Here is a 12,864-nt window from a genome sequence, read left to right as displayed (position 1 = left end):
CACTCTCTTGGTGTTTGACGGAGTATTTCTACTCCTTCTTCCAATAAGTGCGAGCTAAAAATTTCTTCGCGAATTCAGTCTTCTAAACCCGCTTAAACCTTCAGCGCCCGCTCTTATCGGTCGTCGATAAATTTTTAAAGAACTTGCTTGATTTCTCAAGCGCAGAATTGCTATTTTACAGAACTGAAAATTCTTGTCAACTGAAACAGGAAAATTCAATGTAAAAATTTGTTTCTGCATCTCGAACAGCGCTTGGCGTTGTTCAATGAGGCGTGCATTTTACATGCTTTTTAAATTATTGCAAGTCGCCTGCTCTGCTCTAAGTTTAATTCCGGTAAGAACGATGTTATGGCATAAAGTAAAACACGGAAGCCGTCCCAACGCACTTTTTTCAAGAATTGAGGCTGCCCCGCCCGTTAAAATTACTTCAATGTCGTTTGACATAGCAGTTTTTTTAAGCCGTTGAATTGCAAAATAAACAGGGCCAAGCTGAGCATCAACAATTCCGGTATTGATCGCGTCTGAAGTATTTTTTGGAAAATCTCTGGCAGCTCCTCTCGGAACGGCGATTGCCGGAATCTTACGTTCCAACGCTGTATACATAAGATTAAGTCCCGGAAGAATCATTCCTCCTTCGAATACGTAATTTTTCCCGCCTTCGTATCGAATCATATCGACAGTCGTTGCTGTACCAAACTGCACTAATACTATGGATTTTTGAGGATTAAGCGCAATTGCTCCAACTGCGCCATACCAGCGATCTGCACCCAGTCGTTCCGGGTATTCATAGCTGTTTAAAAGATAAAAAGGGCCTTTGAATTCAGCTTCTGTCCGTAACCAAGTACATTTGCCGCCTCTCCCTTCCATAAAAGATTCAATTTGATCTTTCAATTCAGGCCTGCAGACATATGTTCCTAATATCTCGGTGACATCTTCTTCTTCCCAACTCCGAATAACGTCAGGATTTAAAGTCGTTTCCGAGCTGTGCACAAACGCTCTTGGATGTGGGACTTCATATATGTAATCCCATTTAAGGGCTGTATTTCCAATATCAACAACTATCCTTTTCATAAAGTCACCGATAGTTCGCCTATGTTTATCGACTTCAGCCCCTCAGATGTTTGAACCATCAAACGGCCTTCCTTATCTATTCCCATTTCACACCCTTCGTCCACAACTTTTCCATCTTGTATGATTTTGACCTTTTTCTGATAAAAGACATCACAAGCAGACCAGCTCATCTTGTCCTCATCTGTGAACGATTCCGGGATATTATCGAGAGAATCGATAAGAACTCTTCCTAATTCAATAAGAATATCAGTTCTTTCATCTATAGAGGGAGTAAATTTCTCATACAAAAAGGCGATATTTCGCCCGCTAATCTCAGTTAGGTTAGGATCGAAAAAAAGGTTTACCCCAATACCTGCGATCAAATAGGATACCTCCCCTTTTGAAACTATTTCGAATAGCATTCCCGATAGCTTTCCGCCGTTAATCAGCAGATCATTCGGCCACTTTGCCCCTACCGTTTGAAATCCAACTGAATGCAGATATTGACAAAAATTTAGAGCTACCCAAGGACTAATTACCGCAAACTTAGAAAAATTAGTCGGCAATTGTTTTCTATATGAAAATTTTAAGCAGCATTGCGGAGAGTCATACCATACTCTGCCTCGTGTGCCTTTTCCCTTAACTTGCCGCTCTGCACACACCAAAGTATCCGAAACACTGTTAGATTGTTTTACCTCCCTTTTTAAGTATTCATTCGTTGAATCAATTTCCGGGAGAAACTCAAATCTAACGGGTGCTAACAATCTTTCGCACCGAGAGATGTCTAAATACTTTTTCATTTCTAAAACTATAGGTATATTGTTTCATTATGTCGTAGCATAACGATCAATTGGGAGAGTTTAATCGACAAACTCAATCACTTGCTGCCGACTCCAATTGTTTATGAGAGATTCTGCATTCATATGACCTCTGGGAAAAAAAATATTTTTACTTTAGCGGCTTCTTTTTTTTTCATAGGTACTAGTTTTAGCTCGCCCTCAGACATTGCTATTTCGTACGACTTAAACAGCAGACAGATCATCGAGAGCAAAGATGCCTACACAGTCAAAAGCATCAGCGGCTCAATTCCTCAAAAAATATATATTGCTTCTAAGCTGTTAAAAAAAATTCAGCGAAAAGAACTGGACATTCAGAAAGCCTTCAAGGTTGATCCCTCAATTTTCTCTAACTTGGATAAAAATACTCCAGTTTTCTTTCAGCAAGGAGAAAGTATCACCTTAAAAGAGCTTATTGCCTCCATGCTTCTTCTTCAATCAGACGAAGCAGCGATCCTTGGGCTGCAGCTCATTAACACCTCAGACAAAAAAGAAAATCCAGCCTTAAATCAAATTGCATTCTCCGAGAATGGCTTTTTTGTTGCCCTAACGGAACTTATTAACGGCCTCCAAGATATCGGAATTTCTTTCTTTGATTCAACCGTTCTTCTCCAGGATCAGGAACTCCCTTCGCAAATCCAGACCGTTCGTTCGGGAAATTCCGAAACCGTAATATTGAGGGAAAGGAATAAAAAGCAAAGCTTGGCTATTTCATTCGTAAAAAATTCTGAATACCCTGAAAACATTCGAAGAGTTGCGGTTATCAATTTTCAAGAAGAGCCAAGTACCTCAGTTAACCAAATATCTCGAGCACTGCTGCATGCGGTCAACGACTTTGAAACAGCAAAAATTTTTCCTTCCGGACATAAATTTTCCAGCATCCCGGTTGCCGGGGGAATAAAAAATTCTGTCGATGTCATTACGCCCTCTGACATCTTTGTCACTCTGTCAAAAGAGCAAATAAAACAAAATAAAAAAGAACCGATTGAGATCATCATAGAAAGAAAAGAACTCATTAAGGCACCAGTTCAAGCAACAGAAGCGGTAGGAAAGGTTAATATCCTTCAAGCTGGAAAGGTCGTAAAAAGTTTTTCGGTCTATCCCGGCTCAGATGTGGGAGTAGATAAATCCTTCCTCCCGTTGATTTTTAATACTTTTCAAAAGGTGTTTAAAAAAAGAAATGGCTGAAGAAATTAAGAACGAAAATACGGAAGAACTGCCTGCTGCTCTATTGCAGTTTCCTTGTGAATTTCCTATGAAAATTGTCGGCGAGAGAACCGATGAATTCGCACAGGAAATCGTGAGTATCATACAAAAACATTGCCCGTCTTTCGACGCTGCAGAAGTCGAAATGAAAGCTTCCGCAAAAGGAAATTATCTTTCCCTCGGAGTTTTGATTAATGCGACTTCTCAAGACATGCTCGATAATCTGTACAAAGAAATCACTGCGCACAACAAGGTTCGTTTTGTTCTATAACCGGTGAAAATAAGACATCTAGGTCTGCAGCCGTACCAATCTGTTTTCGAAAAAATGCTGCACTTCACAAGACAGAGGAATTCTGAAACAGAGGATGAAATCTGGTTTTGTGAACATGCCCCTACATATACAGTCGGAACTACCTGTCCTTTGCTTAGTTCGGATTTAAAAAATATTCCAATTGTGAAAACTGACCGTGGCGGGAAAATTACCTACCACGGTCCGGGGCAGATTGTATGTTATCCACTGGTTAATCTTCGCAATAGGAAACTTTACCCAAAGGCTTATCTGTCGATAATTCAGCAGATGCTTCTCGAGTTCTGCTGTTCATATGGAGTTGATGCATCTCTAGTCGAAGGCGCGCCTGGTATTTATCTGCCTTTGCTCGGCGGCTTCGGACAATTTGCAAATCTTGCTAAAGTTGCATCGATTGGCTTAAAAATCACCAATGACTGCACGTATCACGGATTCGCCATCAACATAAATGCTGATCTTTCTCCCTTTAAAGACATTGATCCTTGCGGCTACCAAGGTCTTAGGGCTGTAAACTTGAGTCACTATGCTCCTCTGATCACTATCGACGAAGCTGAGGAGAAACTTACAGAAAAAATTGAGGAGTATTTTGCCTAATGAATAATAAAAAAGAAATTACACCCCACAGCCTATCTGCCTGGCTCGCTTTCATGAGACCCAGCACTTTTTGGATTGCGGCTACGCCTGTCCTTGTCGGATCTTCTTTTGCACTTGCGTTAAACGGAAAGTTTAATTTTTGGACCTTTTTATTCACCTTGTTCGGAGCTATTCTCATCCAGGCTATGTCTAACATGGTCAATGACTACGCATATAACGTCCGAAAGGCTGAAAACGGAACAAGAGTGGGATTGCCCAGAGCTACATCCGAAGGCTGGATTTCTATGTCTTCTGCAAAGAAGGCTATCAGCTTTACTATTTTGCTTTGTGCCCTCTTCGGGATACTGCTGGTCATCATCGGCGGTATTCCTATCGCTCTGATCGCAATCCTCTCCATCATTTGCGGATATTGCTATATGGGAGGCCCTAAACCCATTGCTTATACGTGTCTTGGTGAATTTTTAGTTCTTCTTTTTTACGGTCTTTTTGCCGTAGGAGGAAGCTATTGGCTGCAAACGCACTCATTTAACATCATTGTGCTTGTGCCGGGTCTCAGCTTGGGTCTTCTTGGAGCCGCAGTACTATTTGTGAACAACTACAGAGATCTTGATCACGACAAATCTGTGGGACGCCATACCCTCGTTGCTGTCTGTGGAAGAAAAGTTTCAGAAGCTCTCTATATGTTTATGATTTTTCTTCCCTTTGTATTTATCGGTTGGCTTGTCCCACTCAATCACAACTGCTGGCCTTTCCTCTTTGTTCTTTTAGTGCTTCCACGGGCAAGCATGCTTCCCCAGTATCTTAAAAAATATCCTCAGGAAAGAATTACAGAGGTAATGCTCAAAACAATTAAACTCGAGCTTCTCTTCGGCTTTCTTCTGACGCTCGGAGCTATAGCAGTCGCCTTCTTGAGTTGGCCTCCTGAAATCTTAAACGCATCAATCTTTAATTCTCCTTTTTAGACATGAATAACAAACTTCATAATCCCCAGAGAGAAGAATTAAAAATAAAAAAATACCAAGAGTTTGCGTCTGCTGAAAAATTACAGAAGCCGGAATGGTTAAAGATAAAAATTCCGATAAAAAACGGTGCGTTCGCAGGAACAAAAGAAATTTTGAAAAACGGAGGACTGGCAACAGTTTGCGAACAGGCTGCCTGTCCAAACATCTCTGAGTGCTTCCACCATAGAAGGGCAACCTTCTTAATCATGGGAAGTATTTGTACAAGAAGATGCCCCTTTTGTGATATTGCACACGGCTATCCGAAACCTCTTGACCCTGATGAGCCGAAAAAAGTTGCTGAGGCAGCCAGAAAACTTGGGTTGAAGTATGTGGTTATTACAAGTGTTGATAGGGACGATATCAAAGACGGCGGAGCGGAGCATTTCGCGAACTGTGTCAATGAAATTCACAAAATTGACGGTGTCAAAGTCGAGATTCTTGTCCCGGACTTTAGAGGAAGATTAGATAAGGCGCTTGAAAACCTTCAGCATGCCTCTCCTGACGTATTCAATCACAATATAGAAACCGTACCCAGGCTATATAAAGAAGCAAGACCCGGCGGTAATTATGAACATTCTCTCAAATTACTGAATGAATGGAGTAAGTGTTCACAAACATGTCTGACAAAAAGCGGATTAATGGTTGGCCTCGGTGAGAAGGATGAAGAAATTTATGAGGTAATGGAGGATCTGCGCCGAAATAATGTCACCATGCTTACCATCGGCCAATATCTTCGTCCAAGTAAACATCACATCCCTGTCAAAAGATACGTTCACCCGGATCAATTTAAAAAATATGCTGAGAAAGCCAAAGAACTCGGCTTTCTCAGCTGTCTAAGCGGACCCTTTGTGCGCTCAAGCTACAATGCTTATGAGCAGCATGACCTACTTTTTGACGATAACAAAAACACTTGACATATCGTCAATGGACCAAACCGCATCAGAAAGGGCGTCCTTCAGCTGTCTCCATTCTTGTTTCTGGATCTCTGAAGGAGAGCCCTTCTTAATTTCTCTGCCTGTCAAAACAAATTTTTCAGGAATAACACCCGGCTTTAAATAAAAGCAAATTTGCTTTTCTCCGACAGAAACTTCGAAATACATACGGCCGTAAACACCTTCAGGTGCTTCTGTGGGAAAGGTATCGAGCACGTCATAAGTTTTTCTTGTGACGGCTCTTGTGACCATTTCTACAGCGTCTCTTAGCCCAGGACCTGGAAACGCAGTCTTAAAGGAGATTTCTTTTCTCTCAGGAATTCTTTCTCCGCAAAGCTCTTTTAGAGCCCATTGAAGCATTCGAAAACCTAAGGACAAACCTCCAATGCTGTCCCGACCGTGATAGAGGACACAGGCACTGAACGGAATCTCCAGGAGAACCGCATCGTCATACACGGAAATCGTATCTTTAATCATTATTTAACAGCCGAAGGAAGAATGAGATCTTTAACATTGACTTCTTTCTCAATCATTCCGTTCGCCTTCAGGAACTTCTGATCTTTATCCAATTCGTCGATATCTTTCTGAGTCAGCACGTCATAGTAATGGCTTCCTTCAGCGAGTTTCTCTGCATCAGAGAGCGTAATACCGTGTTCCTTGGCACCAATCTCAAGTGCCTCTTTCTTGTTCTCATTGATCCATTTGAGCGCTTCGCGATTAACCTTAACTAAACGCTGAACGATTTCGGGATTCTCCTGTGCAAACTTGCCGCTGACAGTGAAAACTAAATTCGGCTGGACAAGACCTTCAGCAGTCGTAATTGTTTTAGCACCACCCTCATTAGCCTTAATAATTCCGCTGGCGGCAACAAGAGCTGCATCAACCTTACCGGCCATCATTGCAGTCATGCCTTTAGGAATATCCATATTGATGAAATTCACATCTTTCTGGCTCATTCCTTTGCTATCCAAAGCTGCTACTAATGTCTGATGAAGAACTGTACCCTTAGGTCCGACAACTGTTTTACCTTTCAGGTCTTCGATTTTCATCTGAGGACCGGGTTTACCGACAACAGCGAAGAGACTGGTCGGATGGGCAACACCGGTTGCAATCTTCACAGGATTTCCTGCTGCGTTTGCCATCAGTAAAGATGCCGTGTTCATTGTCGCGCTGGCGTCGAGTGAGCCGGCAGCCATGGCCTGTGTCTGTTTGGCACCGGATGTAATGTCATGCCATTTGATCTGGATACCGTCTTTTGCAAACTCCTTCTCCAACATTTGGTTATGTTTCATAACCATATTTTGAAGATTAAAAGGTGCTTTAACATAGGCGATGTTGATCTCTTTGGGTGCGGCGAAAACCGATGTCATCAAGGACATCCCTGCCAAAATCGCGACTAACTTAAGTTTCATTTGAATATTTACTCCGTTGTTTATATAAAGAAATTAAAAAGCTGTTTCTGATATTGAGATAAATTAGTATCTCCGTATCTTCTTGGTTTAGGTAAATTGATATCCAGGGATTCGGCTATTTTACCGTCACGCATGAATGCAATATCATCGCTTAAAAGAACGGCTTCATTAATGTCATGCGTGATTAAGAGCATTGTTGTTTCCAGTTCTGTTTGGATTTTTGAAAAATCCATCTGGAGCTTGCTCCTTGTCATAAAGTCAAGAGCTCCAAAAGGTTCATCCAAAAGCAAAAGATCAGGTCTTGAAATAATCCCACGAGCTAAGCCGATACGCTGAGCCATACCTCCGGAAAGCTGAGCCGGGTATAAATCTGCCGTTCCGGAAAGCTGAACCAATTCCAGCACTTCATTTACTCTTTTCTCCTGTTCGGCTGCAGGCAGAGTTCTAATGGCAAGCTCTAAGTTTTCACGGACTGACTTCCAAGGAAGTAATCTCGGATCCTGAAAAACTAAAGAAATTTTAGGATCTTCGAAAGCGGATCCGTCATCTCTGAAGAATTGGATCTTTCCTGAGTCAATTTTTTCTAATCCGCAAATAACTTTCAGCAGTGTGGTTTTTCCGCAGCCGCTTTTTCCAAGTACGGTTGTTAACTTTCCCGGCTGAACTGTTAAAGAAAGATCCTTTAGAGGGCTAACAGCTCTTTTACCGTCCAAAAAAGTCTTCGAGACATCAACTAAGGAAACTCCGGCTACCATTTATTCCTCGCCCAGGGTGTACAGCGCTTTCCGATAAATTGAAATAATTGATCGCCAGCAATGCCTAACACCGCAATACAGAGGATTCCGACAAAAACTCTGTCTGTTCTCGACATTTCACTAGCATCTCCAATCAAATATCCCAGCCCCGAAGTTGCTGCGATAAGCTCAGCACCAACTAATGCACGCCAGGAATATCCAAAACCAAGACGAAGACCTGTGAATATGTTAGGAAGCGAAGCAGGAAATTCAATGTGTCTAAATTTTTCAAGTTTCGTCAGTCGGAGCGTTTGAGAGAGCTCATCATATGCACTGTTGATCTGTTTAAAACCTGAAAAAACGTTCAGGTAAATAGGGAAAAAGCTTGCAAGAAACACAATCGCCAGCTTAGCCGGTTCACCGATTCCTAACCAGAGAATAAGAAGCGGAATAAGTGATAAAGGTGGAATAAATCTTAATGCTTCAAGAGTCAGCTTCGATCTGGCTTCAGCTTCCGGAGAGTGGTAAAAAAAATAAGCAAGTGGCAGGGCGACTATAACTGCCATAAAAAAGCCGCCAAAAACCCTTCCGGAACTCGCCAGAATATGCCGTGAAAGCTCACCGCTTTCACAGAGTTCCAAAAAACTCTTGAATACTTTTGCCGGTGTCGGAAGAAGAAATTCGCTGAATATGCCCGACGAAGATAAAAATGCCCATGCAATAACAATAAGCATAGGCACGGCAATAAGATTTATAAGTTTACGCAATCGGCCTCCAAGACTAATCTTGGAAGATTATAAATAAAATCGATAATGATTATCAATTATAAATTACATATTGATAGGAGTCGATTGTGCACCAGTGGAATATGATGAACTACTATCGCTTTCCAATCCACTTCCGCTCTCAACGGTGGATGAGCCGTCATTAGTAATCAGCTTTCTTTTTTCAAGCTCTTCCGGAGTAAGAATTGTAAAGAGACAGACAACACGTGTCACACCTTGGACTTTAGAAGCAATCTTCCCGATAATTTCCGCTTCCTGCTGCGTTACCGCACCAATCAGGTAAGCAACTCCCCGTTCAACTACAACCTTCAGAGAAGTCAGAGTCACCTGTTTATTGTCCAACAACGCCGCACGAATTTTACTTGCGGTGATTGAGTCACTCATTCTGCTCGTGAAGGAAGAATTGGGCATAACAGCCAATTCGTTGTAAACCGTATTTACTTCATTGATAGATTTAACAATCTGAGCCGCCTTCTCTTTATCATCTTCCGTGCCGACTTCCCCGCTCAATAATACGTTTCCTTCGTAAGAGGTCGTAGTGATATGACTTGAGGAAAAATTCGTTTGTGAAAGATGAAGCGCTGATTTCGTCTCAATAAGCCCATCATTTGCAACCGCCCCGGCACTTCTTCTGTCTGCCGCTACGGATGCACCGGTCATAGCAGCTGATCCAATGAGAACAGGCGCACAACCTGTCAATACAGCGACGCTAAAGGCTGCAGATACTAATAGTAATTTTTTACTCATAATCAAAACTCAGCTGATAATCCCAGAAATAAGACAGTTATTCACTAGAAAATGTTAACAATTAACTAATATCTTGTGAACAACTGGATATAAGTTCAATTTAATCCAAATTTTCCACTGATACTAACATAGAATTACTAAAGTTTTAAACAACTTATTAGTAAACTAACTTATTGATAATAAAAAGAATAATATAGTTATTAACATTTTTTACAGAAGCATTAATTAATACTCCTTATAGTAATTAATACAATAAGTAGTATTAGTTCTGTTGATAAATAGGTTTGTTCTTTGGTAGTGATTTTTTTTAAAAAAGGAAAAGTTATTTCTAGTTATTAACGTATCTATAACTAATTAATTTATAAAAATTAATTAAGAGTATTAATATTAGAAGTGATTTAAAATTTGTTGATAACTATATTATTATCTATATAAACAATAAGTTATAATGTTTAAAGATTGTTGATTTCTCTGTGATTTGTCGTTTATTAGTGTTGAGAAGATATTGATAATTTGGGCACAAAGCATAACTGCACAGTTTATTCAACATTTATAAACATAGTTGTACACATTAGAAAGTGATCAAAATATCTCTTTTTGTCTACATTTCAGCTGGTGCCGGTAAGGTAAAAGTAAGGAAAAAACTTAACCTTCTGCACCAAGCTCTAATTAATTTATAACTGTTGACACTGATTAAAAGAAAAGGACGGCCAAAAAGCCGTCCTTTTCTGAGTTAAGAAAGTCTAGGTGTCAATGTTGCTTGCAAGAAGTGCATTGTCCTTAATGAACTGCCGTCTTGGCTCAACCTCGTCTCCCATGAGCTTTGTAAAGACCATATCTGCAGCGACCGCATCTTCAACACCAACCTTCAGAAGACGACGTTTTGCAGGATCCATGGTGGTTTCTTCAAGCTCTACGTCTTTCATTTCTCCAAGCCCTTTGTAGCGCTGCATTTTCTTAACAGTCGCCTTGCCGGCTTTTAGAACAAATTCGATGACCTCACTAAAATTAGAGATCGGCTGTATCGTCTCTTTTCCTCTCTTCTGATTAAGAAGACAGGCACCCGGATGAAGAAGGTTCTTGAATATTGTTGACGTACTTTGAAGTGTTAAGTAGTCCGGTGTTTCAACGAAAGATGGAGTAATCTTTGTCTCAATTACATTACCGTACTTCGTTCGCTTCACGATAATTGTCGGAACATTCTCTACTATCTGATGTTCAACAACCACATCCGGATCGGTGAGCTTCTCAATAATCGATTCAACAGACTTGCGTGCGTCCTCCTCATCAGACAGACTTATCTCAGCGCCTGCAGCGATGGCAGTTAAAACGCTTGAGTCCACAAAACGAGAGAACCTATTGATGACGTTATGGGCATCGTTGTATGACATGAGGTAACTTTGAAGCTGCTCTCCAGATACCGCCTCGTCCTTTTCAAAAGCTTCTTTTGAAACATAGAGTCTTGTGTCTTTGGTTCCCTGTTCAACAAGAAGCTTGTAAAGCTCTTTTTCGTCTTTAATGTAGCGTTCTTTGTTATCTGAATAGACAACCTTATAGAGCGGAGGCTGAGCAATGTAAACATGACCGCCTTCAATAAGCTTAGGCATTTGTCTATAAAAGAGAGTCAGAAGAAGCGTACGAATGTGAGCTCCGTCCACGTCAGCATCAGTCATGATGATCACGCGGTCATAACGAAGTTTGTCTAAATTGAACTCTTCGCCAATTCCAGTTCCTAAGGCTGCAATCAGAGTTGCGATCTGTTCACTGGAGAGCATTTTTTCAATGCGGGCTTTTTCAACGTTTAGAACCTTGCCTCGTAAAGGAAGAATAGCTTGGTAGTTTCTATCTCTGCCGCTCTTAGCAGATCCGCCGGCGGAGTCTCCCTCCACCAGGAACACTTCACAGAGGGAACGATCTCTGTTGGAGCAATCTGCTAACTTTCCGGGAAGACCTGCAGAACCGAGCAAACCTTTGCGCCGAGTTGTCTCTCTAGCCTTTCTTGCAGCTTCACGAGCTCTGGCCGCGTCAATAATCTTTGTGCAGATGATCTTCGCGTCTTTAGGATTTTCCTGCAGATAGGCATCGAGACTGTCTCTGACAACCTGCTCTACAGCACCTCTCGCTTCTGATGAAACCAGTTTGTCCTTAGTCTGAGAACTGAATTTAGGTTCAGGCATCTTCAGCGAAAGAACGCATGTCATGCCCTCTCGAATATCCTCACCAACCAAATCAATTTTGTCTTTCTTGGCTAACTCGTTTTCTTCAATATACCGCTTCAGTACAGCGGTCATAGCATTGCGCAGACCGTTGACATGAGTACCGCCGTCTTTTTGAGGAATATTGTTGGTGTAGGCACTGAAATTCTCGCTGTATCCGTCGGTCCATTGCATAGCGACTTCGACAGCTATGTTTTCAGTTGGAGATACCTGAACTGTTTTGTTGGTATAAAAACAGTTGTCATGGATTTTTGTCTTGTCGCGGTTAATGTAGGCTACGAAGCCGCTCACGCCTCCGACAAACTGGAATACTTCGTCTTTCCCTTTTCTAAGGTCGGCAAGGTGAATCTTCACGCCGTTATTCAAGAAGGAGAGTTCTCTCAATCTTGAGGAAAGAACTTCATAATGGAAGTCTACATTTCCGAAAATCTCGGCGTCCGGAAGGAACTGAACTTCCGTGCCTCTTCTATCAGTCTGACCGGATACGTGCATCGGGGAGACTTCAACAACGCCGTTCGGCGTATTAACTTTGTCGATTAAGCGGTCAATCAGGACGCCTTTTTCAAAGTTAAGGTAGTGTTCTACTCCGTCGCGTCTGACGATAAGTTTTAACCAGGAGGACAAAGCGTTGACGCAGGAAACACCTACGCCATGGAGGCCGCCTGAAACTTTGTAGCTGTTCTGGTTGAATTTTCCGCCGGCATGGAGCTCGGTCAGTGCGATCTCTGCAGCGCTTCTCTTAGGCTCATGCTTATCGTTCATCTTTATGTCAGTAGGAATTCCGCGACCGTTGTCAACAACGGAGATAGAGTTATCGCGGTTGATCGTGACATTAATGTGATCCGCGTAGCCGGCAAGAGCTTCGTCAATAGAGTTATCAACGACCTCAAAAACTAAATGGTGGAGACCGGTACCGTCAGAGGTGTCTCCAATATACATACCGGGTCTTTTTCTTACAGCTTCCAGTCCTTCGAGGACTTGAATAGCGTCTTCACCATAGCTGTCTTCAGCTGACAGCTTGACATCTTGTGTTTCACTCATTCT

13 protein-coding genes are annotated in these 12,864 nt (G+C 41.8%); 5 read left to right on the top strand and 8 right to left on the bottom strand.

Annotated features, from left to right (window positions below):
* Window positions 1-279 precede the first annotated feature (279 nt).
* Both NFR90_RS06140 and NFR90_RS06135 read right to left on the bottom strand, forming a co-directional pair.
* On the bottom strand, window positions 280-1,071 hold the full coding sequence (locus tag NFR90_RS06140; RefSeq protein WP_160336096.1) for a type III pantothenate kinase: 792 nt from the start codon (window positions 1,069-1,071) through the stop codon (window positions 280-282).
* Window positions 1,068-1,850, bottom strand: coding sequence for a biotin--[acetyl-CoA-carboxylase] ligase (locus tag NFR90_RS06135; protein WP_160336097.1), 783 nt, complete (start codon window positions 1,848-1,850; stop codon window positions 1,068-1,070). The genes NFR90_RS06140 and NFR90_RS06135 overlap by 4 nt, the downstream gene beginning before the upstream one ends.
* A gap of 123 nt (window positions 1,851-1,973) precedes the next feature.
* On the opposite strand from NFR90_RS06135, the gene NFR90_RS06130 reads away from it, so the two are divergent.
* The 5 genes from NFR90_RS06130 to lipA are packed head-to-tail and all read left to right on the top strand — an operon-like array spanning window position 1,974 to window position 5,908.
* The gene (locus NFR90_RS06130) at window positions 1,974-3,074 is read left to right on the top strand and encodes a hypothetical protein (RefSeq protein ID WP_160336098.1); all 1,101 of its coding nucleotides are present in this window, start codon (window positions 1,974-1,976) and stop codon (window positions 3,072-3,074) included.
* Window positions 3,067-3,363, top strand: a complete 297-nt coding sequence (locus NFR90_RS06125) for an HP0495 family protein (RefSeq protein ID WP_160336099.1) — start codon at window positions 3,067-3,069, stop codon at window positions 3,361-3,363. Before NFR90_RS06130 ends, NFR90_RS06125 begins: the two co-directional genes overlap by 8 nt.
* A 54-nt stretch (window positions 3,364-3,417) precedes the next feature.
* Window positions 3,418-3,993, top strand: coding sequence for a lipoyl(octanoyl) transferase LipB (gene lipB / locus NFR90_RS06120; RefSeq protein ID WP_202074620.1), 576 nt, complete (start codon window positions 3,418-3,420; stop codon window positions 3,991-3,993).
* Entirely contained in the window at window positions 3,993-4,955 is a 963-nt protein-coding gene (gene menA / locus NFR90_RS06115; RefSeq protein WP_160336101.1) for a 1,4-dihydroxy-2-naphthoate octaprenyltransferase, read from the top strand. Before lipB ends, menA begins: the two co-directional genes overlap by 1 nt.
* A gap of 2 nt (window positions 4,956-4,957) precedes the next feature.
* A complete protein-coding gene (gene lipA, locus NFR90_RS06110) occupies window positions 4,958-5,908 on the top strand; it encodes a lipoyl synthase (RefSeq protein WP_160336102.1) in 951 nt (316 codons plus the stop codon).
* On the opposite strand, the gene NFR90_RS06105 is transcribed toward lipA, so the two are convergent.
* From NFR90_RS06105 to gyrB, 6 genes are all read right to left on the bottom strand, one after another.
* Complete coding sequence (locus NFR90_RS06105; RefSeq protein ID WP_251451464.1) at window positions 5,879-6,403, bottom strand: hypothetical protein; 525 nt, start codon at window positions 6,401-6,403, stop codon at window positions 5,879-5,881. The genes lipA and NFR90_RS06105 overlap by 30 nt on opposite strands.
* Window positions 6,403-7,338 carry an ABC transporter substrate-binding protein gene (locus tag NFR90_RS06100; protein WP_251451462.1) on the bottom strand — a complete coding sequence of 312 codons (936 nt, stop codon included), beginning with the start codon at window positions 7,336-7,338 and terminating at the stop codon, window positions 6,403-6,405. Before NFR90_RS06100 ends, NFR90_RS06105 begins: the two co-directional genes overlap by 1 nt.
* 20 nt (window positions 7,339-7,358) lie before the next feature.
* Window positions 7,359-8,093, bottom strand: a complete 735-nt coding sequence (locus NFR90_RS06095) for an ABC transporter ATP-binding protein (RefSeq protein ID WP_251451460.1) — start codon at window positions 8,091-8,093, stop codon at window positions 7,359-7,361.
* Window positions 8,087-8,839, bottom strand: a complete 753-nt coding sequence (locus NFR90_RS06090) for an ABC transporter permease (protein WP_237178813.1) — start codon at window positions 8,837-8,839, stop codon at window positions 8,087-8,089. The genes NFR90_RS06095 and NFR90_RS06090 overlap by 7 nt, the downstream gene beginning before the upstream one ends.
* A gap of 63 nt (window positions 8,840-8,902) precedes the next feature.
* Window positions 8,903-9,604: a BON domain-containing protein gene (locus NFR90_RS06085; protein WP_160336105.1), complete on the bottom strand. Its 702-nt coding sequence runs from the start codon at window positions 9,602-9,604 to the stop codon at window positions 8,903-8,905.
* Between the two features lie 743 nt (window positions 9,605-10,347).
* Complete coding sequence (gene gyrB, locus NFR90_RS06080; protein ID WP_251451458.1) at window positions 10,348-12,861, bottom strand: DNA topoisomerase (ATP-hydrolyzing) subunit B; 2,514 nt, start codon at window positions 12,859-12,861, stop codon at window positions 10,348-10,350.
* Window positions 12,862-12,864: the final 3 nt, after the last annotated feature.

Source organism: Parasutterella muris (assembly GCF_943193095.1).
Classification (GTDB): domain Bacteria; phylum Pseudomonadota; class Gammaproteobacteria; order Burkholderiales; family Burkholderiaceae_F; genus Parasutterella; species Parasutterella muris.
Note: the sequence above shows the minus strand (reverse complement) of the source record. Positions and strands in the feature narration are given on the sequence as shown.

Coding starts and splice junctions, on each gene's coding strand:
- NFR90_RS06140 (WP_160336096.1), bottom strand. CDS start 1,071: ATGAAAAGGATAGTTGTTGATATTGGAAATACAGCCCTTAAATGGGAT.
- NFR90_RS06135 (WP_160336097.1), bottom strand. CDS start 1,850: ATGAAAAAGTATTTAGACATCTCTCGGTGCGAAAGATTGTTAGCACCC.
- NFR90_RS06130 (WP_160336098.1), top strand. CDS start 1,974: ATGACCTCTGGGAAAAAAAATATTTTTACTTTAGCGGCTTCTTTTTTT.
- NFR90_RS06125 (WP_160336099.1), top strand. CDS start 3,067: ATGGCTGAAGAAATTAAGAACGAAAATACGGAAGAACTGCCTGCTGCT.
- lipB (WP_202074620.1), top strand. CDS start 3,418: ATGCTGCACTTCACAAGACAGAGGAATTCTGAAACAGAGGATGAAATC.
- menA (WP_160336101.1), top strand. CDS start 3,993: ATGAATAATAAAAAAGAAATTACACCCCACAGCCTATCTGCCTGGCTC.
- lipA (WP_160336102.1), top strand. CDS start 4,958: ATGAATAACAAACTTCATAATCCCCAGAGAGAAGAATTAAAAATAAAA.
- NFR90_RS06105 (WP_251451464.1), bottom strand. CDS start 6,403: ATGATTAAAGATACGATTTCCGTGTATGACGATGCGGTTCTCCTGGAG.
- NFR90_RS06100 (WP_251451462.1), bottom strand. CDS start 7,338: ATGAAACTTAAGTTAGTCGCGATTTTGGCAGGGATGTCCTTGATGACA.
- NFR90_RS06095 (WP_251451460.1), bottom strand. CDS start 8,093: ATGGTAGCCGGAGTTTCCTTAGTTGATGTCTCGAAGACTTTTTTGGAC.
- NFR90_RS06085 (WP_160336105.1), bottom strand. CDS start 9,604: ATGAGTAAAAAATTACTATTAGTATCTGCAGCCTTTAGCGTCGCTGTA.
- gyrB (WP_251451458.1), bottom strand. CDS start 12,861: ATGAGTGAAACACAAGATGTCAAGCTGTCAGCTGAAGACAGCTATGGT.